The sequence below is a fragment of the Pseudomonas sp. KCJK9058 genome (assembly GCF_046230975.1).
Classification (GTDB): Bacteria; Pseudomonadota; Gammaproteobacteria; order Pseudomonadales; family Pseudomonadaceae; genus Aquipseudomonas; species Aquipseudomonas alloputida.
Map to the genome: position 1 here is coordinate 1 of NZ_JBJJLR010000012.1, position 26,564 is coordinate 26,564.

Annotated in this window: 20 protein-coding genes and 1 tRNA gene; 11 read left to right on the forward strand and 10 right to left on the reverse strand. The window is 63.2% G+C overall.

Features of this window, described 5'->3' with window-relative positions; genetic code table 11:
• Positions 1-482: 482 nt before the first annotated feature.
• A complete protein-coding gene (locus ACK59Z_RS09295; RefSeq protein ID WP_108191861.1) occupies positions 483-1,559 on the reverse strand; it encodes an ABC transporter substrate-binding protein in 1,077 nt (358 codons plus the stop codon).
• 213 nt (positions 1,560-1,772) lie between these two features.
• On the opposite strand from ACK59Z_RS09295, the gene ACK59Z_RS09300 reads away from it, so the two are divergent.
• Both ACK59Z_RS09300 and ACK59Z_RS09305 read left to right on the forward strand, forming a co-directional pair.
• Entirely contained in the window at positions 1,773-3,425 is a 1,653-nt protein-coding gene (locus ACK59Z_RS09300) for a nitrite/sulfite reductase (RefSeq protein ID WP_012052949.1), read from the forward strand.
• A complete protein-coding gene (locus ACK59Z_RS09305) occupies positions 3,409-3,903 on the forward strand; it encodes a DUF934 domain-containing protein (RefSeq protein ID WP_003250391.1) in 495 nt (164 codons plus the stop codon). Before ACK59Z_RS09300 ends, ACK59Z_RS09305 begins: the two co-directional genes overlap by 17 nt.
• A 46-nt stretch (positions 3,904-3,949) precedes the next feature.
• On the opposite strand, the gene ACK59Z_RS09310 is transcribed toward ACK59Z_RS09305, so the two are convergent.
• Entirely contained in the window at positions 3,950-8,137 is a 4,188-nt protein-coding gene (locus ACK59Z_RS09310; RefSeq protein ID WP_409292869.1) for an NEL-type E3 ubiquitin ligase domain-containing protein, read from the reverse strand.
• A gap of 204 nt (positions 8,138-8,341) precedes the next feature.
• Between ACK59Z_RS09310 and dkgB the strand changes: the two genes are divergently transcribed.
• The 5 genes from dkgB to ACK59Z_RS09335 all read left to right on the forward strand — a co-directional run bounded on the left by dkgB (position 8,342) and on the right by ACK59Z_RS09335 (position 13,924).
• Positions 8,342-9,145: a 2,5-didehydrogluconate reductase DkgB gene (dkgB, locus tag ACK59Z_RS09315; RefSeq protein ID WP_108191863.1), complete on the forward strand. Its 804-nt coding sequence runs from the start codon at positions 8,342-8,344 to the stop codon at positions 9,143-9,145.
• A gap of 20 nt (positions 9,146-9,165) precedes the next feature.
• Positions 9,166-10,338 carry an MFS transporter gene (locus tag ACK59Z_RS09320; protein WP_047604042.1) on the forward strand — a complete coding sequence of 391 codons (1,173 nt, stop codon included), beginning with the start codon at positions 9,166-9,168 and terminating at the stop codon, positions 10,336-10,338.
• 253 nt (positions 10,339-10,591) lie between these two features.
• The gene (locus tag ACK59Z_RS09325) at positions 10,592-11,824 is read left to right on the forward strand and encodes an MFS transporter (protein WP_409292871.1); all 1,233 of its coding nucleotides are present in this window, start codon (positions 10,592-10,594) and stop codon (positions 11,822-11,824) included.
• Positions 11,825-11,860: 36 nt separating this feature from the next.
• Positions 11,861-12,634, forward strand: a complete 774-nt coding sequence (locus ACK59Z_RS09330; protein WP_108191865.1) for a helix-turn-helix domain-containing protein — start codon at positions 11,861-11,863, stop codon at positions 12,632-12,634.
• Between the two features lie 141 nt (positions 12,635-12,775).
• A complete protein-coding gene (locus tag ACK59Z_RS09335; RefSeq protein ID WP_003250378.1) occupies positions 12,776-13,924 on the forward strand; it encodes a M14-type cytosolic carboxypeptidase in 1,149 nt (382 codons plus the stop codon).
• Positions 13,925-14,000: 76 nt separating this feature from the next.
• On the opposite strand, the gene ACK59Z_RS09340 is transcribed toward ACK59Z_RS09335, so the two are convergent.
• From ACK59Z_RS09340 to ACK59Z_RS09370, 7 genes are all read right to left on the reverse strand, one after another.
• Positions 14,001-14,972, reverse strand: coding sequence for a spore coat U domain-containing protein (locus ACK59Z_RS09340; RefSeq protein WP_108191866.1), 972 nt, complete (start codon positions 14,970-14,972; stop codon positions 14,001-14,003).
• Positions 14,969-17,266: a fimbria/pilus outer membrane usher protein gene (locus ACK59Z_RS09345; protein WP_108191867.1), complete on the reverse strand. Its 2,298-nt coding sequence runs from the start codon at positions 17,264-17,266 to the stop codon at positions 14,969-14,971. The genes ACK59Z_RS09340 and ACK59Z_RS09345 overlap by 4 nt, the downstream gene beginning before the upstream one ends.
• A gap of 108 nt (positions 17,267-17,374) precedes the next feature.
• Positions 17,375-18,151 (reverse strand): molecular chaperone, encoded by a 777-nt coding sequence (locus ACK59Z_RS09350; protein WP_014861818.1) that lies wholly within the window; start codon positions 18,149-18,151, stop codon positions 17,375-17,377.
• 40 nt (positions 18,152-18,191) lie between these two features.
• On the reverse strand, positions 18,192-18,695 hold the full coding sequence (locus ACK59Z_RS09355; RefSeq protein ID WP_003250371.1) for a spore coat U domain-containing protein: 504 nt from the start codon (positions 18,693-18,695) through the stop codon (positions 18,192-18,194).
• A 3-nt stretch (positions 18,696-18,698) separates the two neighbouring features.
• Positions 18,699-19,232 carry a spore coat U domain-containing protein gene (locus ACK59Z_RS09360; RefSeq protein WP_060537680.1) on the reverse strand — a complete coding sequence of 178 codons (534 nt, stop codon included), beginning with the start codon at positions 19,230-19,232 and terminating at the stop codon, positions 18,699-18,701.
• A gap of 18 nt (positions 19,233-19,250) precedes the next feature.
• Complete coding sequence (locus tag ACK59Z_RS09365) at positions 19,251-19,787, reverse strand: spore coat U domain-containing protein (protein WP_003250366.1); 537 nt, start codon at positions 19,785-19,787, stop codon at positions 19,251-19,253.
• Positions 19,788-19,817: 30 nt separating this feature from the next.
• Positions 19,818-20,345: a spore coat U domain-containing protein gene (locus tag ACK59Z_RS09370; RefSeq protein ID WP_033725550.1), complete on the reverse strand. Its 528-nt coding sequence runs from the start codon at positions 20,343-20,345 to the stop codon at positions 19,818-19,820.
• A 268-nt stretch (positions 20,346-20,613) separates the two neighbouring features.
• Here ACK59Z_RS09370 and ACK59Z_RS09375 point away from each other — a divergent pair, with 268 nt between their 5' ends.
• Genes ACK59Z_RS09375 through ACK59Z_RS09385 form a run of 3 tightly spaced genes read left to right on the forward strand, consistent with a single transcriptional unit; the run spans position 20,614 to position 25,738 of the window.
• A complete protein-coding gene (locus ACK59Z_RS09375; protein ID WP_004575754.1) occupies positions 20,614-22,860 on the forward strand; it encodes an ATP-binding protein in 2,247 nt (748 codons plus the stop codon).
• Between the two features lie 15 nt (positions 22,861-22,875).
• Positions 22,876-23,337: a response regulator gene (locus ACK59Z_RS09380; RefSeq protein ID WP_003250360.1), complete on the forward strand. Its 462-nt coding sequence runs from the start codon at positions 22,876-22,878 to the stop codon at positions 23,335-23,337.
• Positions 23,338-23,350: 13 nt separating this feature from the next.
• Positions 23,351-25,738, forward strand: a complete 2,388-nt coding sequence (locus tag ACK59Z_RS09385) for a hybrid sensor histidine kinase/response regulator (protein ID WP_108191869.1) — start codon at positions 23,351-23,353, stop codon at positions 25,736-25,738.
• Between the two features lie 124 nt (positions 25,739-25,862).
• Here ACK59Z_RS09385 and ACK59Z_RS09390 read toward each other — a convergent pair.
• A tRNA-Gln gene (locus ACK59Z_RS09390) sits at positions 25,863-25,937 on the reverse strand.
• 259 nt (positions 25,938-26,196) lie between these two features.
• Between ACK59Z_RS09390 and ACK59Z_RS09395 the strand changes: the two genes are divergently transcribed.
• Positions 26,197-26,439, forward strand: a complete 243-nt coding sequence (locus tag ACK59Z_RS09395; protein ID WP_012052965.1) for a hypothetical protein — start codon at positions 26,197-26,199, stop codon at positions 26,437-26,439.
• The last annotated feature ends 125 nt before the right edge of the window (positions 26,440-26,564 follow it).

Below are 26,564 nucleotides of genomic sequence, written 5' to 3' on the forward strand. Positions count from 1 at the left end.
TTTCGCGGGTAAACCCGCTCCTACGACGGCCTTTCCCCAACCAGCGATGCGTGTGTAGGAGCGGGTTTACCCGCGAATACGGTCGCGGCCGCAACGGTGAACGGCGGGTGGATATTGGCCAGCAGGGCCGGCCCTTTCGCGGGTAAACCCGCTCCTACGACGGTACTGCGCCATTCTCAAGGGATATGTTTTCACCGCGAAGAGGCGGCCACAGGCAATAATAAAGCGCCTGCGAGATTCCCTCCCACAGGCGCCCTGCTACATCACGGTCTTGAGTTTCAAGTCACTGGTGGCTGACCCAATACACGGCAGTGACCACCACCAGAACGATCAGGCAGAGGATCGCCCAGGCATCGACGCTGCTGTCAGCTTTGCGGACCTTGGTTGAGTTTCCCATTGCATTGCCTCTTGTAGTGGTTATGGGAATGCACTTCACCACCAGCAGTTAAGACGAGCAATGCCCTTCCCTCAAGCAGGGTCATTCAATATTCGACCGGTGACGCCAGAAACGGGTAACGGTAACCGGGCGGGCGCCCTTCAGCACTGTAACGCCGAAAATCGACGCCGTAGTCGTCCCTTTCCAACAGCTTCAGCCAACGCCTGGCCTTGGCCTGATCGATTTCCTGCAATACCGGAACACGGCGCTCGCGCAGGCCGTCGCGGTTCAACGCCAGCCCGTGGGCGTCATCGTGCAGCATCACCATGGCCCAACCGCCAAGGGTGAAATGCCCCCCCATCAGCACGCTCAAGCGCCCATCGATACGTGCGCGCAACGCTTCGGGCGAGCTGTTGACGGCAGCGAACAGCACGTCACGACCCGCCGTGTACCCGGCCTCCTCGAACGCCTGCATGGCACCAAAGGCCATCTGGTCATTGGCCGACCACACCAGCCGGGTGGCCGGGTAACGCTCAAGCAACTGCTTCGCTTGCTCGTAGGCGCGCTGGCGGTTCCAGCCGCCGTATACCACTTGCCGCAAGCGCACCTGAGGGAAATCGGCCAAGGCGCGGCGCATGCCCTCAACGCGCAACTGCGAGGCCGGGGTGGTCTTGACCCCGGCAAAAGCCACCAGATCCACCGGCCCTGCGTCGCGAGGCAGCTGCGCGAGCATCAGGTGCAACATCTGGAAGCCTGCCTGCTCGTCGTTGCTCATCAAGGTACCCAGTGGCTCGGCATACTTGCCGGGCTGGGCCTCGATGCTAAGGCGCTGGCTGGCGGTCAGGCCATTATTGACCAGCAGCAGTTTCACCCCGGTGCCACGCGACAACCGCAGGATTTCCGGTGCCACGTACTGCTCATTGACCAGCACCAAGTAATCCGGACGCTGCGGCGCACTCAGGATCGCCCGGGCCTGGGCCAGTGCCAGGTCGGCTCGGCGCTCGCTGTATTGCACCTGCAGGGTCATGCCCAGCTCGTCCGCGGCAGCCTGCATGAAGCGGGTATAGCTGGTCCAGAATGTCTCGGTGGACAGCCCCGGGTTGAGGAACACCACCGAAGCCGGTTGCGCATTTGCCACCAATGGCAACACAAGGCACAAGCTTTGGCACAGGGCCTTGAGCATGGGGTCACATCTCTGCGAAGCAAACGCCGGATTATAAACGCCTGGCGATGCTCCGCGCACAAATGGCAGTCAATCTCACATAGTCCATTTGGTTCTTTTCATATGCAAAAACATCACTTTAGCGCATAACCGCAACCTGCTATCGTTCCCCGGCTCCGTACCGGAGTGCGCGGCCGTGCGCGCGAATAGCTGCATGCCTGAGACAGGACTTTTATGTACGTATACGACGAGTACGATCAGCGGATCATCGAGGACCGCGTCAAGCAGTTCCGTGATCAGACCCGCCGCTACCTGGCCGGTGAGCTGAGCGAAGAAGAATTCCGCCCTCTGCGCCTGCAGAACGGCCTATACATCCAACGTTTCGCGCCGATGCTGCGTGTCGCGGTGCCGTACGGCCAGCTGAACGCCAACCAGGTCCGCACCCTGGCCAAGATCGCTCGCGACTATGACAAGGGCTATGCCCACATTTCCACCCGCCAGAACGTGCAGTTCAACTGGCCGGCGCTGGAAGACATCCCCGACATCCTCGCCGAGCTGGCCACCGTGCAGATGCACGCGATCCAGACCAGCGGCAACTGCCTGCGCAACACCACCACCGACCAGTTCGCCGGTGTGGCCGCAGACGAGATCGTCGACCCGCGCCCGTGGTGTGAAATCGTCCGTCAGTGGACCACCTTCCACCCGGAATTCGCCTACCTGCCACGCAAGTTCAAGATCGCCATCAACGGTTCGCAGGAAGACCGCGCCGCCATCGAAGTGCACGACATTGGCCTGGAGCCCGTGCGCAACGCGGCCGGCGAACTGGGCTTCCGAGTGCTGGTCGGTGGCGGCCTGGGCCGTACCCCGGTGGTGGGCTCGTTCATCAACGAGTTCCTGCCGTGGCAGGACCTGATCAGCTACCTCGACGCCATCCTGCGCGTGTACAACCGTTACGGTCGCCGTGACAACAAGTACAAGGCGCGGATCAAGATTCTGGTCAAGGCCCTTACCCCGGAAGTGTTCGCCGAAAAGGTCGAGGCCGAAATGGTCCACCTGCGTGGCGGCACCACCACCCTGACCGAAGCCGAAGTGCAACGCGTATCGCGCCACTTCGTCGACCCCGAGTACCTCGCACTCGACAACGTCGACTACACCGCCCTGGATGCGGAGCACCCAGGGTTCGCCCGCTGGCGCTCGCGCAACACCCGCGCCCACAAGCGCCCGGGCTACGTGGCTGTTACCCTGTCACTCAAGCCTACCGGTGTTGCCCCGGGCGACGTGACCGACAAGCAGCTGGACGCCGTGGCCGACCTGGCCGAACGCTACAGCTTCGGCTTCCTGCGCACCTCGCACGAGCAGAACATCATCCTCGCCGACGTCGAGCAACGCCAGCTGCACGCGCTGTGGCTTGAACTGCGCGAAGGCGGCTTCGCTACCCCGAACATCGGCCTGCTGACCGACATCATCTGCTGCCCAGGTGGCGACTACTGCTCGCTGGCAAACGCCAAGTCGATCCCGATTGCCGAGTCCATCCAGCGCCGCTTCGACGACCTGGACTACCTGTTCGACATCGGCGAAATCGACCTGAACATCTCCGGCTGCATGAACGCCTGCGGCCACCACCACGTGGGCCACATCGGCATCCTCGGCGTGGACAAGAAGGGTGAGGAGTTCTACCAGGTGTCGCTGGGCGGCAACGCCGCACGCGGCGCAAGCCTGGGCAAGATCCTTGGCCCGTCCTTCGCGCAGGATGACATGGCCGATGTGATCGAGAAGCTGATCGCCGTGTACGTCGAGCAACGTACCGAGGAAGAGCGTTTCATCGACACCTACCAGCGTATCGGCATCGACCCCTTCAAGGAACGCGTCTATGCAGCGAATCATTAAGAACAACCAGATCGTCGACGAAACCTGGCACCTGCTGCCCAAGGAAACCTCGTTCGACGAGCTGACCAACTGCGACGACTACATCGTGCCGCTGCAAATGTGGCGCGACCATGCCCATGTGCTCAAGGCCCGCGATGGCGGCCTGGGTGTATGGCTGGACAGCGACCAGGAAGCGGAGGAAATCGGTGAAGACGTGCACCACTTCCAGGTCATCGCCCTGAACTTCCCGGCATTCACCGACGGCCGCAGCTACTCCAATGCGCGCCTGCTGCGTGACCGCTACAAGTTCAAAGGCGAACTGCGCGCCATCGGCGATGTGCTGCGCGACCAGCTGTTCTTCATGGCCCGCTGCGGCTTCGACGCATTCGCCATCCGTGCCGACAAGGACCCGGAAGACGCGCTGCAAAGCCTGAAGGACTTCTCGGTGACCTACCAGGCCGCCACCGACGAACCGCTGCCGCTGTTCCGCCGCCGCTGATCGTCCCGCCCCAGCGAACAGCCCGCCTCTCGGCGGGCTGTTTCGTTCACAGGGCGTGGCGTTGAATTGCCTCTCGGCTCAATTCAAGCAAAAGCTGCCGTTTCGCGACCTCACGCGCTGCGCAGATATGCTCGACCTGGGCAAAGTAGTCGCCATCGCTCAACGTCTTCGACTGTTCGAGCAACGCATCCAGGCGCTGCTGAAAAGGCTCGTCCAAGCGGCTGAAGCGCGCCGCCTGCTGCTCGTGCAGGTAGTCCTGCCAGAAGGATCGATCTGCCAGCGCCTGCGCCAAGGCTTGTGGCGTTTCCTGCCGCAGCACCTCGCTGCGCGCGGCGTCCAGGTCTTCGCGGCCAACCCCGCTGAAACTCTCATACGAAAGATGGCTGGGCTGCACCGGAAGGTCGAGACTATCTGCCAGCCTGACGCGATAGGTCAGGTAAACCTCAACGGGATCGTTCGAAAAGTAATCCGCAATATGCCGCGCGGCAATTGCGTTGACTTTGTCGAGGCGGAACAACGAGCGCCCCAGCCTGACCAGCGCCCGCTCCTTCTGCAACCCGGTACCGGCTGTTCCGGCCTTGGCGACCAGCACGCCAACCTCCAGCTCGCTGAGCGTCAGCAGCAACTCGTCGCTGCAACTGCGCGGCCGGGCAACTTGCTCGAACAGGCTCGCGCGTACTTCAGCGTGCTGCTCGCAGGCTTCGAGGATATGCCACACCCGCGCCTGAAGGTCGCGCGGTTGTGCGTCGTATTCACGCAGGGCGCGTAAATCATAGAAAAAGCGAAACAGATCCTGTGCCCCGGCTTCCTGGCTCAAGCGGTTCCAGCTCGCCAATCGCATCTCGCGCTGGGCTGGCGTGAACCCTGAAAACCAAGGGGCTGCAGCGTTCGGGATCGAAGTGGCATGAGCTGCACGTCGACGCTCGGCGGCCCCGGCCGACGCCCTGGCCAACTGCAAGCGCTGCAGGGTTTCGTCCGAGAGTGGATTGTCGTGCAGCTCCAGGCCCCGCAGCAAGCGAAGCGGCACTAAAGACAGCGCTTCAGGCAGCGTCTGGATCTGGTTATCACGCATGTCCAGCAACTCCAGATTACCGTGCCTGGCCAGATCAGCGGGCAGTTCGCCCAGCCCGGTGTTGCGCAAGGACAGCCGGCGCAGCAGGGGGAAAGACGCCAAGGGTGGCAGCAAACCGACCGGGTTGCCGTTGAGCTCCAGGCGGCGCAGTTCCACAAGCTGGCTCAAACGCAGGTTATCCTCGCTGGAAAGCACGATCTGGTTGCCGCCAAGGCGCAGGTTTTTCAATTCGGTCAGTTGCTCGATACCTGCAGGTAGGCGTGTCAGCCGGTTGTTCCGCAAGTCCAGGTTGCGCACCTTGCTGAAGCGACTAAGAAAGCCCGCATCAAGGCTCGTCAGCTGCATATCGCGCAGGGTCAGGTGCGTGATGTGGTCAAAACTCACATTTTCAGGCAAAGCCGGCAGGTCACCCACCCGCTCACCCACGAGGGTCAGGTGGTAGTCACCCGCCACCTCCCCAGGGGTAAAGCGCTGCCAGCTTGCCGTAATGCGCCTGGCAACCTTGATACGACGCAGGCGGCGAACAATGTTCAGCCCTGCGTCATTTCGCCAGGCTTGCAATGCCTGCTTGAGGCTGACCTTGGCCTGTAACAGTTGGCTGACATGGTTCCACGGGTCCACCCCCCGCTGCGCCAGGTCTTGCAGGTAGACCTCCAGCTGCTCACTGCTCATCACCGGAAACACGTGGTTCAACGTGCGCCGCAGTGCCTGGCGGGTGCCTGTCAGGTGGCCACTGAGCGGGTAGCCCAAACGCCCATCGAACAACCGCACAGGAGGGCGAATCCCCTGCCCCACACGGGCCAGCCCAATCATTCGGGCCGCCGCTTCACGGTCAGCGAGCGCCTCACGCCCAAGCCGCTCACCCAGTGCGTCATCCGTCATCTGGCTAATACCAAGCAACTGTCGCTGGCGGCTGTCCAGTTGCCGTCTCAACGTCTGCAGCAACCCACCCCTGCCCGCGGCAGGCAGCTCAACGTTGACCCCAGCCGACCAGGGGGCGATGGCATCAAGCAGGCCCAGCGCGAGCTTGCCGGTATCGTCATTTTCTGCCGCGGCCTGGCGCAACCCTGCGCAGGCACGGTCTATCCGACTGTCGCGTATTGCCCAGCGTGCACGTTCCGCCAAGGCCAAGGGCACCCGGCCTGCGCCCGTCAGGCTCTCCATCTCGACACTGCTGGCCCCCTCGACGATTTCCCGTGCGCAGCGGTGGGAAAGGCCTGGGAAGTCCCGCATCAAGACCCGGTCTGCTGCTTGCGGGCTGATCTGTCGCTCGTTGAAGAGCTCCTCGAAAGCCTCACCTCGCAACGCCGGGAAATCACGGTGCAATTGCTGGCGCTCGATGGCATCGAGCAAGCGTGCCGGCGGGGGCGCATTTTCCAGTAACAAACGGCGCAGGCTGTCAGCCTCGAAACCCGTGGCCTGCAACGCCGCAGTCACCGCCTCATCGGGCACCAGCGCCGTCCGACTGGCAAGGCGGCGCACCATGTAGGCGGCGTCATGCCAGCGCTGCGGTTGTTCGAACTCATGCACCCATCCCCCGGCACCATTGTGCTCAAGTGCCGGTACGTAGGCCTGTGGCCTTGATGGATGATGAATACGCCATGCGCCATCGTCCCCTTCACTCACCTCATAGACAGCATCGTGCAGGCGCCTCAGCGAACGGCCAGTTTCATACACGGCCTGTCCTACCATCAGATCGACGCCCTCACGCTGATAGCCCGACAAGGACGGGTCACACAGCCGCAACTGGCCATCGCCCAGGCTTACCGGCACCAAGGCATCCACCTGCGCCACTCGCTGGGCCAGCTTGCCAAGTGCCGTCGCCCCGGCCGTCGTCACCGCCGTCATCACAACCGTGTCGGCCACGTTGAACAAGTGGCCCAACGCGGCGTCGCGATCACCCAACTGCCAATCCTGATAGCCTTCGTACACCTCACCTGCCAGTTGCACCACCGTAAGCCCCAGCAGGGCCTGCCCCAACACAGGCACAAACAGCGCTGCCAGGCCTGCCACGCTCAACCCCAAATCCAGATAGCCCTGCAAACGTGCGCGACGGTCGGCGACATCTTCATCCTCTGTCGAAACCGCCAATACCCGTGCGTCATCCAGCATTTTGTCGATCCGGGCTTGGCGCAGCGCGACAAACACGTCGCCCTCGATCGCAAAACAGCGGCCATCCAGCTCAAGCGGGAGAACGGTATTACCGTGGCTGAGCAGCGCGTTCAGCGCCGCGCAGAAGGCGACGCGATCACGCTCTGCGACGAAGCGCTGGAAGTAGCGCCGATACGCTTCATTACGCAAACGTATGCCAAGGGTCATGTACAGCAGCTCCCAGCTGGTGTGCCAACTCACCGGGGCATACGGGTCCTCAGGGAACCACGCGATAACACCAAGCAGGCGGGCGTTCTGACGCACTTCGATCACCAGTGCGCCAATGACCTCCTTGCCCAACAGCCGCAGGGTGTGACACTTCAACACGGCGTTGTCGGCTGGCAGGAAAGACCCTGTGCCCACCACCTGGTTGATCCACTGACAGGTCTGCTCATCGATTTCACCCTTGATTCTTGCGGCGATTGCAGCAAGCGCCAGGTTGGCGCTCATCGCCTCCTCCAGGGCACTCTCGACGGCCACTCCCTCGCCTTCAAGCTTCGATTGCAAATGGCTTTGATAACGCCTGCCAATATCAATGTCTCTGCAAAGGCGGACAAAAGCTTGCGCACTTAGCGGCAGCAGGTGCCCGCTGGCAGTGACCAACTGCGACCCGGCCGCGAACCAGCCAGGCTGCATTTCCTTTTCGTGGAAGTTATGCAGTGCCGCCGAGAGAAGCGTCTGGTTGCTGACGATGCGTGTTGACGTGCTAGGTAGAGCAGGTGATATCGACGGTTTGGGCTGCAGGGTCACCAGCCTGAGCTGAGACTGGCGCAAATCTACCTGCTTGATCGAATGGGCCTCGGGTGCACGTTTGAGCAACGACTCGGCGAACTCATCCAAGGGGGTTATAGCCCCTAACCAGGCGTCGACGTGGTCCTGCGCCCGCTGTTGGCGCAAAGCAGCAGCGCGCAGCCATGTCAGCTCTTGGGCAGATGCGCGCTTGAGCCAGCCTGGCAGCTGACGGGCAATCAGCGCATCGATGGAGTCGGCGGGTATTACTGAAGGGGTCATGGGCAGCCTCAACGCTTGATAAAAAAGCGCTAGCTGAACAAGGTTCCAATCCCCTCGGGCCCTATTTATGTAGTGAATGCACAGCTTGAAAATGTATTTGTGACTACAGGTCAAAGGACTTTGGCGCCATGGCGGCTTATTCGCTGCCGTTCAAACCTGCACACTGGGCACCACATGATCCCCCCCCTATTCAGGAGCAACCCCATGAGCGTTCCTTCCTTCGGCCTCGGCACCTTCCGCCTCTCCGGCCAAACCGTCATCGACTCGGTCAAGTCTGCCCTGGCTGTCGGCTACCGCGTCATCGATACCGCCCAGATCTACAAGAACGAAGCCGAAGTGGGCCAGGCCATCGCCGAAAGCGGCGTGCCGCGCAGCGAGCTGTTCATCACCACCAAGATCTGGGTCGACAACTACGCCGCCGACAAGCTGATCCCCAGCCTGCGTGACAGCTTGCAGAAACTGCGCACCGACTACGTCGACCTGCTGCTGATCCACTGGCCAGCGCCGGGCAACGGCGTAGAACTGCCCGAGTACATGAAGGCCCTGGCCGACGCCAAGCAGCAAGGCCTGACTCGCCAGATCGGCGTTTCCAACTTCAACATCGAGCTGACCAGGCAAGCCATTGCCGTGGTCGGCAAAGGGGAAATCGCCACCAACCAGATCGAGCTCAGCCCCTATCTGCAGAACAGCAAGTTGACCGCGTTCCTCAAGGAACAAGGGATCACCGTGACCTCGTACATGACCCTGGCCTACGGCAAAGTGCTGAAAGACCCGGTACTGGCCCAGATTGCCGCCAAGCACAAGGCTACCGTCGCCCAGGTTGCCCTGGCCTGGGCCCTGCAACTGGGCTATGCCGTGATCCCGTCGTCGACCAAGCGTGAAAACCTGGCCAGCAACCTGCTTGCCCGTGGCCTGACGCTGGACACCGACGATATGGCACGCATCGCCAAGCTGGAGCGCAATGGCCGCGAGGTCAGCCCTGACGGCCTGGCGCCAACCTGGGACTGACACTGATGACTGCTCAAACAATGAGACCCGGCCGCGTGCTCTTCGCGCTGGCCATTGGCGCCTTTGGCATCGGCACTACCGAGTTCACCCCGATGGGGCTACTGCCAGTCATCGCCCAAGGCGTGGAGGTGAGCATCCCCAGCGCCGGCATGCTGATCACCGCCTATGCCATTGGCGTGATGGTCGGCGCGCCGATCATGACCTTGCTGTTCAGCCGCTTTGGGAAGCGCGCTGCGCTGATGGCGCTGATGGCCATCTTCACCCTTGGCAACCTGCTGTCGTCACTGTCGCCGGACTACTACACCCTGCTCGCTTCGCGACTGGTCACCAGCCTCAACCATGGTGCGTTCTTCGGCCTGGGAGCCGTGGTGGCAGCCAGCGTGGTGCCCAAGGAGAAACAGGCCAGCGCCGTGGCCACCATGTTCATGGGCCTGACCATCGCCAACATCGGCGGCGTGCCGGCCGCCACCTGGATTGGCCAGCAGATCGGCTGGCGCATGGCATTTGCCGGTACCGCCGTACTTGGCCTGCTGGCCATGGCCGCGCTGTGGTACGCCCTGCCCAAGGGTGAACGCGGCAGCGTGCCGCATGTGCGCAAGGAACTGGCGGTCATTGCCCGCCCCAGCGTGCTGCTGGCAATGGCCACCACCGTGCTCGGTGCCGGCGCCATGTTCACCTTGTACACCTACGTGGCGCCGGTGCTGGCCGAACTGACCGGTGCCTCGGACAGCTTCGTAACCTTGGCGCTGGTACTGATCGGCGTTGGCTTCACCCTTGGCAACAGCCTGGGTGGCCGCTTGGCCGACTGGTCGCTGGATGGCGCGGCGAAAATCTTCCTTGCCGTGCTGGCGCTGATCATGCTGCTGATGCCCCTGGTACTGAGCAGCCACCTCGGCACCGCCATCGCCCTGCTGGTCTGGGGCATGTTCACCTTCGCCGTGGTACCGCCGCTGCAAATGCGCGTCATGACTGCCGCCATCGAGGCGCCGGGCCTGGCATCTTCGATCAACGTGGGGGCGTTCAACCTGGGTAACGCCGTGGGCGCGGCGCTGGGTGGTGCGGTTATCAGCCTGAACCTGGGCTACGCCGCCGTGCCAATGGCCGGAGGTGTGCTGGCGGCTGCGGGGCTGTTGCTGGTATGGCTGGGCGGCCGCCACAAGGTCGCCGGCAAGACCGCAGCCGATATGGCCTGAAGGCAACCACCTGCAGGAGCGGCCCACCGCGATACAAGGCCGCTTCTGCACACGGGCCGCACCTGACGCCTGCGACGCGCCGTTCCTCACTGCAATGATGAAATGCCGGGCGATTGCGTGCGCTTGTCAGGCTGTGGGCACGGGTGCCCGAAACGCGACATTGGCTGCCCGTTCGGCGTGAGACAGGCAACCTCGGCACTGGATAACCTGCTGCGGCAATGCCTTGCTCCCTTGCCATAGAAGAACCTTGCCCATGACAACTTCCGCCGCCTCCGTAGCCGCCGCCACGCCTGCCGACCAGCCTCAGGGCTTTGTCGTGCGCATCGTCGGTGCTGCTGCATTCGCCCACCTGCTCAACGACCTGATTCAAGCCGTACTGCCGTCGATCTACCCCATGCTGAAAGGCGATTTCGCGCTGAGCTTCGCCCAGATCGGCTGGATCGCCTTGGTGTATCAGGTGACCGCTTCGCTGCTGCAACCTTGGGTCGGCATGTTCACCGACAAGCACCCACAACCCTACCTGCTGCCTGCCGGCATGGTGGTGACGCTGGTGGGCATCGCCCTGCTCGCCTTTGCCGGCAGCTATGAAATGCTGCTGGTGGCCGCCGCCGTGGTCGGCGTGGGTTCGGCCACCTTTCACCCAGAGGCCTCGCGGGTCGCCAGGATGGCTTCCGGCGGGCGCTTCGGGACCGCGCAATCAACCTTCCAGGTCGGCGGTAATACCGGCTCGGCCCTCGGCCCACTGCTCACCGCTGCCATCATCATTCCGCACGGCCAACCGGCCATTGCCTGGTTCATGCTCGCCGCTGCGCTGGCCGTTCTGGTGCTGCTGCGGGTGACGGGCTGGAGCGTGCGCCACGGCCAGGCCCGGCTCAAGAGCTTCGCGGGCCAACAGGCCCCCGGCCTGTCGCGGGGTGCCATGTGGCGCGCTGTGGTGGTGATCGCCGTGCTGATGTTCGCCAAGTTCGTCTACATCGCTTCGTTCACCAACTTCTTCACCTTCTACCTGATCGAGCATTTCGGCCTGAGTGTGCAGCACAGCCAGCTGTACCTGTTCGTGTTCCTCGCAGCCGTTGCGCTGGGCACCTTTGCCGGTGGCCCGGTGGGTGATCGCATCGGGCGCAAGGCCGTGATCTGGGTCTCGTTCCTCGGCGTGGCGCCCTTCGCCCTGGCCCTGCCCCATGCCAACCTCGCCTGGACAGCCGTACTGGCGGTGGCCATCGGCCTGGTGATGTCCTCGGCATTCGCTGCCCTGGTGGTGTATGCCCAGGAGGCGGTGCCAGGCCGGGTCGGCATGGTTTCGGGGGTGATGTTCGGGCTGATGTTCGGCATCAGCGGCGTGGGTGCAGCCGGCCTGGGCACACTGGCCGACCGGCATGGCATCGAATGGGTGTACCAAGCCATCGCGTTCCTGCCGCTGCTCGGGTTGGCCACCGCCTTGCTACCGGCCACCCGCTCGCGGGCCCGCCCTGGCCGTTGCTGCTAAAGTGGCGCTGCCAGGCTGCTTCGATACGAGGTCACGATGGTAAAGCCGCAGCGTGAATTGCTGGTGGAGGTCGATGAGTGGACCTGGGAAGTGGGTAGCCGTGCGACAGACTACCCAAGCGACTGGTTCATCGAGCCCCATAGCCATACCAAGCATCAACTGATCTATGCCATCAAAGGCCTGATGATCGTCGAGTCCGGGAACGAATGCTGGACAGTGCCACCCAGCCGCGGTGTGTGGATGCCTTGCGGCCAGGTGCACGCCATTCGCTGTGTCGGCGACGTGAAGATGCGCAGTGTGTTCGTGCGCATCGACGCGGCAACAGGCCTGCCCCTGCAGAGCAAGGCCATCAGCATCTCGCCCTTGCTCAGCGAACTGATCAAGGCCTCGGTGGGGTTCACCGCACCCTTTGCCGAGGACTCGCGCGAAGCCCGGGTCATGCGCCTGATCCTCGACGAGATCTGCGTACTGCCGACCTTGCCGCTGAAGCTGTCGCAGCCCAGCGACCAGCGCCTGCGGGTGATCTGCACGGCATTGCATGAACGGCCCGACGATAACGCCACCGTTGCCGACTGGGGTTTGCGACTGGGGGTGGACGAAAAGACCATCCAGCGGTTGTTCCGCAAGGAAACCGGCATGACCTTCGGCCAGTGGCGCCAACAGGCGCGGCTGATGCAGGCACTGGAGCGGATTGCCTTGGGCGAGCGAATCATCGATGTGGCGGGGGCCTTGGGCTATGACAGCCCAAGTGCCTTCGCCAGCATGTTCAAACGCCAGTTCGGTACCACGCCCAGCCAGTTCTTCAGATAACCTGAAGTCCACGCATTTGCCGGCACTGGCCCGCCGCATACGGGCTGTCCGCTCACGGCTCGCCCTGCCTGTTCTTGCACAGCATCCCCGCCAAGCCGTATACAGTACCCCTACAACAATGCCCGCAAAGGAGCCCGGCACATGACCGTGACGCTGTCCCCCCTGCAGATCGACTGCGATTTCGACTCCGGCAACATACAGGTACTGGATGCCAGCAACCCGGCCCAGGTACACCTGGCCATTCGCCCGGACACCCACAGCGGCCACTACCAGTGGTTCCACTTCAAGGTCAGCGGGCTCACACCGGGGCAGGTCCATCGCTTCAGCCTGGACAACGCTTCTGGCTCCTCGTACAAGAACGCGTGGAGCGGCTACAACGCTGTGGCCAGCTACGACCAGCAGCGCTGGTTCCGCGTGCCCAGCCAGTTCGACGGTACGGCGCTATCGTTCGAGGTCAAGGCTGAACAGGACCAGATCTGGTTCGCCTATTTCGAGCCCTACCCGCGTGCGCGCCACAACCAGCTGATCGAACGGGCCCGCCAACTCCCGGGTGTCGAGTTGCTGGCCAGCGGCCGCAGTATCCAGGGCCGCGATATCCCGCTGCTGCGGGCAGGCGACGGTGCCGAAGGCAAGCGCAAGCTGTGGCTGATTGCCCAGCAGCACCCGGGCGAGCACATGGCCGAATGGTTCATGGAAGGTGTGATCGACCGCCTGCAGGCCAACGACGCAGTGGTCCAGCAATTGCTGGCCAAGGCCGACCTTTACCTGATCCCCAACATGAACCCCGACGGCGCCTTCCTCGGCCACCTGCGCACCAACTTCAAGGGCAAGGACCTCAACCGCGCCTGGCAGGACGCCAGCGTCGAATTCAGCCCGGAAGTGTTCTTTGCACAGGCACAGATGAAGCAGTACGGTGTGGATGCCTTCATCGACGTGCACGGTGACGAAGAGATCCCGCACGTGTTCACGGCCGCATGCGAGGGCAACCCCGGTTACACCCCTCGGCTGGCCAAGCTCGAAGAGCAGTTCCGTACCACCTTGTGCAGCCTGACTCGCGACTTCCAGACGGTGCATGGCTATACCCGTGACGAACCCGGACAGGCGAACACGACGCTGGCCTGCAATGCGGTGGGCATGGCCCATGACTGCCTGTCACTGACGCTGGAGATGCCGTTCAAGGACCATGACGACGCGCCCGATGCAGTCGCCGGGTGGTCGGGGGCGCGCTCGAAGGCACTGGCCGGCGCGGTGCTGGAGACCCTGGCAAGCATGGTAGGCGATTTGCGCTGAACCTCGTCTTGCGCAGCCCCTGCAGGAGCAGCACGTCGCGACACGCGGCGGCTCCTTCGGGGGTATAGACCGCCGTTCAGAACTGCACATCCAGTATCACACTGTCGGTATAGGTCGCAGCCGGCGGTGTCGCCTGATCGGTATAGACCTTGGCGTTGTAGTTGAACACCTGGCTACCCGTGCCGGTACCCACGCCGGGGTTGATGTCGGCGTCCGTACTGGAACGCCTGGCAGCCCCGGACGCCCCCCAGCGCACGGTACCGGCACTTTTGAAAATGTCATAGGCCAGGTAGTTGTTGGCCGAAGACTTCATCCGCCGCCGCCCACCGGACACGTTCTGCCCGTCACCCAGCCCTACCGTGTAGCTGCTGCCCTTGGTGCATGACACGTTTATGCCCTGGCTCACCGTGCCGAACCCCGCCACCACCGGCGCACTGGCGAAGCTGATGTCGGGGGTGGTGATCTGGCAATCGTTGGTCACCGTCAGGCTCACGTTCAAGACCTGGCTACCCGAGCCGATGTCACGCCCAAGGCATATCCCCAACGCACCAATACCCGAACAATAATCCCAGCTCCAGGCCACGGTCAGGGCCTCTTGATACAACCCGGCCGCGACATTGCTGCCAATTTGGGTGCGCATGTAGATCGGCACCGCCTTGGGCGTGGTACCGCCGAGCAGCCCCAGCAAGTCGAGGATACCGTTGCGGGCGAAGTCGTAGGCCACACCCCGGGTAATCGGGTAGCGGGTGGTGTTGTCGGCATAGAGCGTGTAGGGAATGACATCGCCTGTCGGGCCGACCAGACCGCCCGAAGCGGGCGTGATCGTGGCGTAGAAATGATCACCGCTGCTGAGCACGGTCAGTAGTGAACCGGTGCACTGCAACCCGGAGTTGAGGCTGGAAGCCGTCTGTACCGTGTTGCGAACCTGCGTCGAATTAAGGCTGCCAAACGCTGCCGGCAAGGTGGCCACCGACGAACAAAGCGCCCAGGCCGTACTGCTCGGCAACAGCAGCACGCTCGCCACCAGGCCCCGCCGCCAGGCATTCATCGGCACACCAACGGACCAATCAAAGGGACCGAGCCTTGCGCGTCAGGCAGGTCGAACGCCACTTCGCAATGCCCACCCCCTTCAAGCGCTACCTGAAGATGGTTATTCGACGACAGGTTCTCCAGGTACACCAACCCGTCCCACCCCACCACCGCCTGGGTGCCACTCTCTGCGTGGGTGACACGGCTACCCAGTTTGAGCACCTGCTGGTTGCCATCCACCAATTCGACACTGGCCGCCATGACGCGCTTGAGGGGGAACTCCAGCAAGTAACCGCTGCCCCGTCGTACCGCCACACGCTGCTCAACGTCCGGTGCGAGGACATCCGGTGGCAGGTTCATGGGGTCGATCTCGTACTTGCCCCGGTAGTAACCGCTGCTGTAAGGCACCAGCAAGTGCCCCTTGGCATCGGTACGGCCGATTTCCTGGTTTTCATAACGCACCGGCACATCGGCGTAACCTGCGGTGCTGACCACCACGAAGGCATCATCGATACGGTTGGCGGCGAACACGCCGGCATCCATCCACACCAAAGAACCACTGGCGTCGGCCCAGCGGGTCATCTCGCCGCTGCTGCCATACACACCGGCCTGCAATTGCACCGATTGCAGGCGCCAGGTGACGTCGGCCTGGCGATAGGCATCACGGTCGCTGCCTGCGGCATAGCCCAGGTTGTAACCGACGCCGACACCCGCTGGCACCGCACGGCTGTAGTTGACCCGTTGCAGGGTCTCGCCTTCATTGCTGCGTTCCATGCTCAGCGCCAGGGTGCCGTGCAGGTCGAACGGGATCACCAGCTGCGCCTGCACCGCCCACTGGCTGTCACCCACTTCACGGTTGGCCGACAGGTACACACTGCTGCTGCCCCACAGCGGCTTGCTGTAGCTCAGGTTGATCAACCGGGTACGCGTTCCGTCACCGGCGCGCACGTCGAAGTAGCCAGCGCCAATGCTGCCGTACGCGTTCAGGTTGACACTGAGGGTAACCTGTTCGCTGCTTTTGCTCAGTTGCATGTCCGGGGAGCCCACACGGCTCAGGTCGGCATAATCGCCATGGCGTTGCAGGCGCTGGTAACCGAAGCCGATGCGCTGGCTGTTGTACTGGTAGCCAAGGGCGACCTGGTGGCCTTTGTCGCCCTCGAACCGGCTTTGCGCCAAGGCAGCGTTGAGCACGCCGAAATTGCCCACGCGCATGTTGCCACCCAGCCCTCCGAGCATCAGCGACTCCGCCGTTTCGGCGTGGGTTTCCAGGGTGAACATGTCACTGAGCCCATAGCGCAGGCTGCCCGAGGCAATACCCGGCCCATAGCTGAAATCGCGTACGCCGTAATCCCGGCGCAGGCTGCCGGCGGCCACCGAGTAGTCCGACAGGCCCTTCTGCAGCAGGCTGCTGGTGACGTAGAACGGCAAGGTGGTCGACACCTGCCGGCCAAGGGCATCAGTGGTGACCACCACCGCCTCCCCGGCACCGTTGATGAACGGCACGTTGGTGAGGGTGTACGGGCCTGGCTGCAGTTCGGTGGTGCTGGACTTGAAACCGTTGATGAACAGGTCGAGCGACGTCGGCACCGCCGCTTCGCCGGCGAACGCAGGCAACGGGTAAGTGACAAGATCCGGACGCGCCGCGAAGTCGCGTGACAGCTGCACCCCGCCCACGCGCACCGAACTGCTCCAGGGCAAGGCGCCCGTCACGAAGTCACCGGCTTCGTAGGTCAGCAGGCGCTGCTCGTCGGTGAAGCGCCAGGTGGTGTCGTAACGCATGAAGCCACGGCGGGTATCGTCCGCCTGTGCGCCATTGAAAGACTGACGCCACTGCCCGGTGCTGGAAAAGGTACCCCAGCTGTCGAACAGGCGCAGCTCGTTCCAGGCGGCCAGGTAGGTGCCGCCTTGATCGGTGTCGTTGAGATACAGGTCGTAGTTGAACAAGGCGCCAAAACTGCTGCGCGCATCGCTGGCCGGGTAAAGGTTGCGATCACCCACTTGCTGGTCAGGCAACCAGGCCGGCGGTACCTGCAGCAACAGGCGCTGGTTCTGACTGTCGTAATCGGTATGCAGCCCCGCGATGCTGTCCAGGGCCACCTCCCCCTGGGGGTTGCCCGGCAGCGAAACGCCGGCTGCACGCAATAGGTCGCTGTCCAGGTACAACCGCCCGGCCCGCTGCTGCACCGGTATCAGTTCAACCCTGGGCATCTGGTTCACCACCAGGTCGAGGTAAAGGGTGGCCTCGGCGATGGCGGACATCTCCGTGGGCGGTGGGGGCAAGTCGTCGGCCAGCACCAGCGCGGGGCTGACCATGGCCAGCCCTAGGCACCAGCGGCACGTCGTCGCCGGGAGCCATTTCACACACGGTTTCCAACCATTGCCGGGTCCTCCTTGGCCCCTGCACTTCATTCAGCCGTTGGCTCATTGGCCTTGGCGGATGGCGTCCGCCGAGTGTTGACCATTGACCCTGCCCTTCAGCACGCTAACGTTGCCGGATGCCACGGGAGCCGGCCAGCGCATGCTTGCCCCTGGCAGTACATAGCCCAGCAGGCCTTCAGCCAGTGGCTTGCTCTGGGGGCCTTGCTGCACGACCACATCGGTCAGCCGCGCATGTACCGGGCCCGTGTTACGCAGCTCAATGTAGGGCTTGCCCTGCACCGTCACCGGGCGCCAACTGAGCTGTGGCTTGCCCACGCCCTCGGCATTGCGTTTGCCTTCAGGGTCGGCCTTGCCCCACAGCCCTTCGCCATAGACGAACAGCGGCACCGAATAACGCATCTGCAAACGAATGGCCGCCGTGGCACCGGGCTCGGCCTTGTCGACCGGGATGGCGGGCGGAATCTCGTCGATGATGATGCGGTAGGCCTGCTCCTGGCCGGCGGGTGAAGGGCCGGTACGGGTCAGGCGGATCAGCTGCTTCTGCCCGGGCGCAATGTTGGCGACCGGCGGGCTGCCGATAATCTCGCGCTGTGCCTGGAACTGCTCCTGGTAATCACCCTGGCGCCAGGCGAATACCCGCACCTGCAGGTTTGCCGGCGCAGTGCCACGGTTTTCCAGCCACAACGCACCGGCCTTCTGGTCGGCCTCCAGCACCGGGTCGATCGGCCAGATCAGCACCGAAGTGGCCGCCCAGGCCGGCAGGCTTGCCAGCGACAACAATCCAGTCAATCCACGCGTCCACTTCGCGCCTGCCCGCATGCAGCTCTCCTTAGACACTTGTCAGGGGTGGCGCTGGCCGTTACCAGGTCACCGTCACTTGCACCACATCGGTATAGGTCCCTGCCGGCAGTGTGCCGGTCAGCTGGACCCGCCCGTACACCGGAAGCTTGATCGCCGTCGGGTCGGAATAGCTCACCGCCACGCTCTGGCCGATTCCCAAGGCCTGGCTATAGGCGGCGTCCCGGTACAACTGGTAGGCCAGCACTTGCGTGCCACTGGTGCGCTTCAGGTTGCGTGTGCCACTGGCAGTGTTTTGCCCGCCGTCCAGGCTCATGCTCATGGCCACGCCCGGCGTGCACTGGAACGTCACGGTAGAACCACCCAGCGATGTGCTGAGCAGCCCCGTGGACAGCGCCGACTGCGAGCCATAATCGAGCGTGCCGTAGCTGGTGACACCCCCCACCACCAGGCACCCGGCGACAACCTGCGCCGTCACCGTGAAGGTACTGGTGGTCACTGCCCCCAGTGGGGCGGCCAACAACATGCTGACGCCAGTCAGGCTACCTGCCAGCCAGCCGCGCATGGGTCAGAACGACAGCTCGACCGAGATCGTGTCGCTGTAGACCCCTGCGGGCAGGCCCGCCTTGCCGACGGCCTTGCCGTAAAGGTTGACGGTCTGGGCGGCGCCGGTACTGGTCGGCAGGGTGATGGTGTCGTCGACAGCCAGCAACGCCGTACGCCCAGCGTCGGTATAGAGGTCGTACGGTACAAAGTTGCCAGAACCATCGGCGAGCGCACGGGTGCCGCCGCTCGACTGGCCGTCATGCAGGCCGGCACGCACTTTGATCACGGGCACCGTACCTGCCGAGCACAGGATGCTCATGGCGCCCCCCCCGCCTCCCAGCACCTGGGCATTGGCGGTGACGAACAAGGCATCCTGGGTACCGAAGTTCAAAGCACCGAAGTTAAGCCCCGACGTGCCCGACGTGCCATTGACCTGGCACGCCGCAGTCAGCGTCAGGGTCGAGCTGATACTTCCCGTTACCGTGGCCGCCTGGGCCTGGGAAGCCAACGCCAGGCCCAGGCCTGCGAGGACGCAAAATGAAAGGTTCGTTCGCATCGGAGTCTCCTTGCGTGGTTACCAGTCCAGGGTCACTCTGAGGGTGTCGCGGTAAAGCCCGGCCGGCAGCGCACGCGGTTGCGCCACTACCACACCGTAGATGGGAATCGGTACTTGCTGGCTGCTGCGAATGGTGAAGGCACGCGCCTGGCCGACGCCGTAGCGGCTGTTACCGCCTGGGTCGACCGCCAGCTGATAAGGAATCAGTTCACGGCCGTTGCTCAGGCGGCGAATGCCATCGTCGCCATTGAGGCCACCATTGATGCGCACGTTGAAGGCCCGAACTTCAGGCGTGCAACTGATTTGCAGGCTACCCTGGCCGCCCACTTCGTCCACCTGGCTGCGCAACGGCTGGTCCCAGTTCGGACCGCGCTCGCCAAAGTCCAGTACGCCTGGGTCACCCAGCACGGCCGGTTGCGTCTCGTTGCTGCTGATCTGGCAAGACGCGCTGATCACCAGCCGCGCCTGGATGAAACCGGTGGTGCTGCCATGCACCGCGCCGCCGGGGACCAGCAGCGGGCCGAGGGTTAGCAACAGGATCGAAGTGCGGTTCATGGCATGGCGTCCTTGTGCATGGCGGCGTCCCTACCAGGTGACGGTGACTTTCAGCAGGTCGGCATAAACCCCTGCATCCGGCACCCAGGCCAATTTGTCGATACGTGCGTACAACGGCAATTCAACCGAACCGCTGCCCGGCACACGCGCCGACTGGGCCACCCCCACCGCCAGAGGCTCACGCCAGGCAGCGTCACGGTACAAGCGATAAGGAATGGGCCGCGCCAGGCGATCGTCGCTGGCCAGGTAGCGCAGTTCGCCGACGCCACCATGCTGGCCACCGTCGACCCGCACCTGATAGGGCGTATCCGGGTTGCACTCCAGGCGCGGCGGGCGCTGGCTTAGCAGCACACCGCTCAAGGGCGCGCCAGGGCCATCCAGGCGCGCCGTCGCCCCCAGGTCGATACGTCCCAGGGCCTGAGCTCCCGCATCGCGGGTCTGGTTGACCAGCATGCAGCCACGCTGCACCAGTACCCGCACTTCCACGAGAAAATCCGCCGCCACGGTACTGCCGCTGAACAACAGGCCGAACAGCGCGGCCAGCATGCGCTCCGTCACCTTGTTATCCTTATCGAAACGTCCTGAACTGAGCGTAGCAGTGAGGCGGCGCAGCCGATGTGGCATAACGCCATTTTTTTTGTATTAGCGATAAAGCGATACCGTGGCATCAAAAAAAGCCTGTACCACACAGAACCCGTGGCCAACCCGTGCCTCCAATGGCCAAGAGCCGGTAAATGCACCGGGATTCTGTTAGGGTGAATCGTACTCGTCCTGCGCCAGACACCTGTGCCGTACACGGACGGACATGACAGGAGCTTTTTCAATCATGACTGCAGACAACTCACTGGCAGACGCCATGGAGCGCTGTGCCCAGGAGCCGATCCAGGTTCCGGGCAGCATCCAGCCTCACGGCTTTCTGCTGGTGCTGGATGCCACCGACCTGTGCGTGCTGCAGGCCAGTGAAAATGTCGAGCACTGGTTGGGCTTGCCAGCCCGTGAACTGATCGGTTGCCGCTTCGCCGACCTGGTTCACGAGGGCTTTGACCTGCACGCGCACCTCACGCGGCTTCCTGAAGATGAAGTCTTCCCGTTCCATATTGGCGACGTGCGCTTGCACCAGGGCGCCCCCATCAGTGCCCTGCTGCACTTGCTGGTTCATTGCCACGATCAGGTACTGATTGCCGAGTTCGAACCGCCCCGCCTGCCAGCAGACCTGGTCGGGCAAGGCGACTATTACCCGTTGGTGCGCAGCTTTGTCGCCAGTCTGCAAGTGGCCAGCAGTATTGAAGACCTGCTGCAGCAAACGGTGTTGCAGTTCAAGCGCATCACCGGCTTTGGGCGGGTCAAGGCCTACCGTTTCGATGCCGAAGGCAACGGCCAGGTGCTGGCCGAAGTGGCCGACCCAGGCTACCCCAGCTACGCGGGCCTGTGCTTCCCGGCTGCAGACATCCCGCGCCAGGCGCGCGAGCTGTACCGGGTCAACCGTATCCGCGTGATCGAAGATGCCAACTATCAACCCTCGCCACTGCTGCCCGCTACCAACCCGCGCACCGGCAAGGCGCTGGACATGAGTTTCGCCGTACTGCGCAGCGTATCGCCCGTGCACCTGCAGTACATGCGCAACATGGGCACGCTGGCTTCGATGTCGCTGTCGATCGTGGTCGACGGCGAGCTGTGGGGGCTGATTTCCTGCCACCATCAGCAGCCACGCCCGGTGGACCTGCGCACCCGCACGGCCTGCGAGCTGTTGGCCAGCGTGCTGTCGTTGCAGATAGAGTCCCGCGAGTCCCATGCCAGCACGCGCAAGCTGTTGGCGCTGCGCCAACACATCGTACGCATGATCTCGTCCATGGCCGACCACGACAGCGTCAGTGACGGCTTGCGCGACCTGCCTCACGTGCTGCTGGCCTTCGCCGACGCCCAGGGCGCGGCAGTGATCTCGGCCGAGCGCTGTGACCTGATCGGCCAGACTCCGCCTGAGGCCCAGGTGACGGCGCTGGTGCACTGGCTAGGCCAACGTGACGAAGACAGCGTGTTCCATAGCGACAACCTGCGCCGCGACATCACTGAGCTACCCGAGTTGGCAAACCATGCTGGCGGGGTGCTGGCGGTGGCCATCTCGCAGATCCACTCGCACTACCTGCTGTGGTTCCGCCCCGAGCAGATACGCACGGTCAACTGGGCCGGCCAGCCGACCAAGCAGGTCGGGCCACAGGGCAACCTCGACCCGCGGCACAGTTTTGAACGCTGGCAGGAAGAACTGCGCGGCTATTGTCAGGCGTGGGACCCACTGGTGATCGAGGGCGTGATGGAACTGCGCACCGCGGTACTGGGCATTGTCCTGCGCAAGGCCGAAGAGCTGGCACAACTGGCTGGCGAATTGCGCCGCTCCAACAAGGAGCTCGAAGCGTTTTCCTACAGTGTTTCCCACGACCTGCGCGCCCCGCTGCGGCACATCGCCGGCTATACCGAACTGCTTGGCGAAATCGAAGGCCAGGGCCTGAGCGAACGCGGCAAGCGCTTCCTGCAGCATATCGGTGAAGCGGCGCACTTTGCCGGCAGCCTGGTCGACAACCTGCTCAACTTCTCGCAGATGGGCCGCTCGGCCTTGCGCCTGTCCGACGTCGACCTCAACGCCCTGGTCGAGGCCATTCGCAGCGAGCTGGCCCCCGATTACGAAGGCCGCGCAATCGTTTGGGACATCGCCCCGCTGCCCAAGGTGATCGGCGACCCGGCATTCATCAACATGGCCTTGCACAACCTGATAGCCAATGCCATCAAGTACACTCGCGGCCGTACGCCTGCTCGCATCGAGATCAGTGCCGTACAGCACCCTGACGAAACCGAGGTCTGCATCCGCGACAATGGCGTGGGCTTCGACATGGCCTACGCCAACAAGCTGTTCGGCGTCTTCCAGCGCCTGCACCGCATGGAAGATTTCGAAGGCACCGGCATTGGCCTGGCGAGCGTACGCCGCATCATCGAGCGCCATGACGGTCGAGTCTGGGCCACTGGCCAGATCGACCAGGGCGCCAGCTTTCACTTCACCCTACCCCGAAACACTGCTACCTGAGGCACCGCTACCATCATGCTCAAGCCCATTCTGCTGGTCGAAGACAATCCCCGAGACCTGGAGCTGACCCTGCTGGCCCTGGAGCGCAGCCAGTTGGCCAACGAAGTCATCGTGCTGCGTGACGGCGCCGATGCGCTCGACTACTTGCTGCGCCGCAACGCCTATGCCGAGCGCGATGACGGCAACCCTGCCGTGCTGTTACTCGACCTGAAACTGCCTAAGGTCGACGGCCTGGAAGTGCTCAAGGAAGTGCGCGCCACTGCCGAACTGCGCAGCATCCCCACCGTGATGCTGACCTCTTCGCGCGAAGAGCCCGACCTGCTGCGCGCCTACGAGCTGGGGGTAAACGCTTATGTGGTCAAACCCGTGGAGTTCAAGGAATTCGTCACCGCCATCTCCGACCTCGGGGTATTCTGGGCCGTGCTAAACGAACCGCCACCCGGCTCACTGCGACTGAACCGTCGCGGTAGCAACTGAGGCCGCCGCGACGATGCAGCAAACGCCGCTGAAAATACTGATGGTCGAAGACAGCTCGATGGACGCCGAGCTGACCCTGATGCGCCTGGAGCGCAGCGGGCTGCATGTTCAGTCACAGCTGGTGTTCGACCATACAGGTGTCGAACATGCCCTGCGCCAGGCCCGCTACGACCTGATCTTGTGTGACTGCGTGCTACCAGGCTCATCCGGCACCGAAGTGCTGGCCATCGCCCAACGCCTGGCACCCGACATCCCGTTCATATTCCTGTCCGGCATTTATGGCGAAGAGCACGCGGTGGAAATGATCCGCCTGGGCGCGACCGACTATGTGCTGAAGAAGAACCTGCCACTGCTGCCCAAAGCCGTGCGCCGAGCCCTGAGCGAAGTGCAGGAACGCCAACGCCGTCGCCGCGCCGAAGAGGCCCTGGCGGACGTCGAAGCACGTGCTCGCATTGCCATCGACGCCGCCGGCATGGGCACCTGGGACCTGCGCCCGCAAGAGGGCCTGTTGCTGTGGGATGACCGCTGCAAGACCTTGTTCGGCGTGCCCACCAGCACCGAAATGAGCCTTGAAGTGTTCTACGCCGGCATCTACCCCGATGACCTGCCACTGGTGCGCGAGGCAGTGGAACATGCCATGCGCCCGGAAAGCGGCGGTCATTACCGCGTGGAGTTTCGGATCGCGCAACCCAATGGCTTGGAGCCTCGCTGGTTGCTGAGCAGCGGCCAGAGCCAGTTCGTCGATGATCAGTGCGTTCGCTTTTCAGGCGTACTGCAGGACATCCACACGCAACGCCAGGCCACCCAGGCGCTGCGTCAGCTGAACGAGATGCTCGGCGAGCGGGTTGAGCGCCGTACCCGCGAACGCGATCGTGCCTGGGAGCTGTCGCAAGATTTGCTGGCCGTGCTGAACAAAGACCTGACCCCGGTCGCACTGAACCCCGCCTGGGAAGCCAGCCTGGGCTTCTCGCGCGAACGCCTGAGCCAGTCCTCCTTGCTGCACCTGCTGCCTGAGCACGACCAGGAACAGTTACTCACCGAACTGGCCGCCCTCTCCCACGGCCGCACCAGCGCACGCTTTGTCGGCCGCATCCTGCATGCCGGCGGCCAACAGCGCTGGCTGTCGTGGGTGGTGGTGCCGGAGGACACCCTGCTGTACGTGGTGGCACGCGACATCACCAGCGAGCGCGAAGCCGCCCTGGGCCTGGCAGATGCCAACGCCCGGCTGCGCGAACAGATCAACGAGCGCGAGCGCATCGAGGCCGCTCTGCAGCAGATGCAGCGGCTGGAAGCGGTTGGGCAACTGACGGCTGGCGTGGCGCATGACTTCAATAACCTGCTGACGGTGATACTCACCGGTGCCAGCTTTCTGGAGCGCGACCTGGCCAAGGCCGACCTGGACAAGGCCCGCACTCGCCTCACCCATATCCGCGAAGCGGGTGAGCGCGGTGCCAAGCTGACCTCGCAGTTGCTGGCCTTCTCCCGCCGCCAGCGTCTGGAGCCGGTGCCGCTGAACCTCAACCGTACCCTGGCCGGCCTGGAAGAGCTGCTGCGCCGCACGCTGGGTGGCAACGTTTCGGTGCGTCTGGACCTGGACCTGGCCCTGTGGCAGGCACTGACCGACCCCACCCAGACCGAGATGATCATCCTCAACCTGGCGATCAATGCCCGCGATGCCATGCCCGACGGCGGTCAGCTGACCCTGACAACGCGCAACACCCACATCGACCAGCGCCCGCAACGTCCGGAAGACCCAGACCCGGGCGAGTACGTGATGCTGAGCATCCGCGATACCGGTTGCGGCATGAGCGAGGACGTGCTGGCCAAGGTATTCGAGCCTTTCTTTACCACCAAGGACATTGGCAAAGGTTCGGGCCTGGGCCTGGCCCAGGTGTTCGGCTTTGCCAAGCAGTCCGGTGGCGGCGTGCGCATCGACACCACACTCGGTCGTGGTACCGAGGTGGCGGTATACCTGCCGGCGGTAAAAGAGGAGATGGTGAACGAACCCGTAGCAGCAGTGCTCAGTCAGTCAATCAGCGAAAGCGGCCATAACCGCACGGTGCTGCTGGTGGATGACGACCACCTGGTGCGCGACATGCTTGGCGATGTGTTACGCCAATACGGCTACCAGGTGCGCCAGGCGCACAGCGGCGAGCAGGCATTGGCATTGCTGGATGACGATATTGACCTGCTGCTGACTGATTTCGCCATGCCCGAGTTCAATGGTGCACAACTGGCGCTGGCTGCCCGCGAACGGTACCCCCGCGTGCCGGTGGTGTTTCTGACCGGTTATGCGGAGTTGCAGGGGCTGGAACTGCCGGGCAGCCTGGTGATCCAGAAACCGGTGCAGGCTGATGAACTGGCCAGGGCGCTGAACGAAATGCTGGGGATTTCCGGGTAACCCGGTACGGCACGACCCGCGCTCAGGAGGCGCGGAGGCGCGCAAAATCACAAACCGCGAAAACGCGAAAACCCAGCGCTCATCTTTCTTGGCACCGGGTTAAATACGTTTGACTCTTGAAAAATGGCAGGGGCGGCTGGATTCGAACCAACGCATGGCAGGATCAAAACCTGCTGCCTTACCGCTTGGCGACGCCCCTGTATCGGATGCAGCGTTTGCTGCTCTGACAATTCCAACTGAGTGACAACTGGGTTGTTGTCTTGGAATGCGCGGCACTTTAACAACAAACTTTCGGTCTGTGAACCCCCCTGATAAAAAAAATTGCCAAAAAACAGCGAGTTAGTCATTTCTGGGCTGGCGCAGCGACCGTCCGTCGGTTTCCGCCCGCCTCGCTTCAACACAATCGCATTCCGCACTTCCAATCAGGTAAGCCCATCGCATTGACCAAGGAGGACCCCATGCCCGTCTCTCACGACCTCTACCAGGACCTGCACTACCCGCGCGAAATCGTTCAGCAGCGCCGCCAGCAGGACAAGGCGCTGGACCGCTTGCTGGACGAATACATGGACATCGACAACCAGGTGCTGGCTGCCGAATCGATATCGGCCGGTAACTTCGTCGACGAAGACCTGCGCCACCTCAAGGAGCGTCGCCTGGCGGTGAAGTACCTGATCGAGCGCCAGCTGGAACGAAAGGCATAGCCCGTGAGGGCAAACAGACGGCCAGACCTATCGCAAGAAGTGATGATTGCCCGGCACTTTCTCTATTAGTCAAAATGGCCGCTCTCGGGCAATCTGCAGGCTGCCCCCGCCATCGCCCAAGGAGC

Bases quoted from the DNA above. Each gene is read 5' to 3' on its own strand.
- ACK59Z_RS09295 (WP_108191861.1), bottom strand. From the start codon at position 1,559: ATGCTCAAGGCCCTGTGCCAAAGCTTGTGCCTTGTGTTGCCATTGGTG.
- ACK59Z_RS09300 (WP_012052949.1), top strand. From the start codon at position 1,773: ATGTACGTATACGACGAGTACGATCAGCGGATCATCGAGGACCGCGTC.
- ACK59Z_RS09305 (WP_003250391.1), top strand. From the start codon at position 3,409: ATGCAGCGAATCATTAAGAACAACCAGATCGTCGACGAAACCTGGCAC.
- ACK59Z_RS09310 (WP_409292869.1), bottom strand. From the start codon at position 8,137: ATGACCCCTTCAGTAATACCCGCCGACTCCATCGATGCGCTGATTGCC.
- dkgB (WP_108191863.1), top strand. From the start codon at position 8,342: ATGAGCGTTCCTTCCTTCGGCCTCGGCACCTTCCGCCTCTCCGGCCAA.
- ACK59Z_RS09320 (WP_047604042.1), top strand. From the start codon at position 9,166: ATGAGACCCGGCCGCGTGCTCTTCGCGCTGGCCATTGGCGCCTTTGGC.
- ACK59Z_RS09325 (WP_409292871.1), top strand. From the start codon at position 10,592: ATGACAACTTCCGCCGCCTCCGTAGCCGCCGCCACGCCTGCCGACCAG.
- ACK59Z_RS09330 (WP_108191865.1), top strand. From the start codon at position 11,861: ATGGTAAAGCCGCAGCGTGAATTGCTGGTGGAGGTCGATGAGTGGACC.
- ACK59Z_RS09335 (WP_003250378.1), top strand. From the start codon at position 12,776: ATGACCGTGACGCTGTCCCCCCTGCAGATCGACTGCGATTTCGACTCC.
- ACK59Z_RS09340 (WP_108191866.1), bottom strand. From the start codon at position 14,972: ATGAATGCCTGGCGGCGGGGCCTGGTGGCGAGCGTGCTGCTGTTGCCG.
- ACK59Z_RS09345 (WP_108191867.1), bottom strand. From the start codon at position 17,266: ATGGTCAGCCCCGCGCTGGTGCTGGCCGACGACTTGCCCCCACCGCCC.
- ACK59Z_RS09350 (WP_014861818.1), bottom strand. From the start codon at position 18,151: ATGCGGGCAGGCGCGAAGTGGACGCGTGGATTGACTGGATTGTTGTCG.
- ACK59Z_RS09355 (WP_003250371.1), bottom strand. From the start codon at position 18,695: ATGCGCGGCTGGCTGGCAGGTAGCCTGACTGGCGTCAGCATGTTGTTG.
- ACK59Z_RS09360 (WP_060537680.1), bottom strand. From the start codon at position 19,232: ATGCGAACGAACCTTTCATTTTGCGTCCTCGCAGGCCTGGGCCTGGCG.
- ACK59Z_RS09365 (WP_003250366.1), bottom strand. From the start codon at position 19,787: ATGAACCGCACTTCGATCCTGTTGCTAACCCTCGGCCCGCTGCTGGTC.
- ACK59Z_RS09375 (WP_004575754.1), top strand. From the start codon at position 20,614: ATGACTGCAGACAACTCACTGGCAGACGCCATGGAGCGCTGTGCCCAG.
- ACK59Z_RS09380 (WP_003250360.1), top strand. From the start codon at position 22,876: ATGCTCAAGCCCATTCTGCTGGTCGAAGACAATCCCCGAGACCTGGAG.
- ACK59Z_RS09385 (WP_108191869.1), top strand. From the start codon at position 23,351: ATGCAGCAAACGCCGCTGAAAATACTGATGGTCGAAGACAGCTCGATG.
- ACK59Z_RS09395 (WP_012052965.1), top strand. From the start codon at position 26,197: ATGCCCGTCTCTCACGACCTCTACCAGGACCTGCACTACCCGCGCGAA.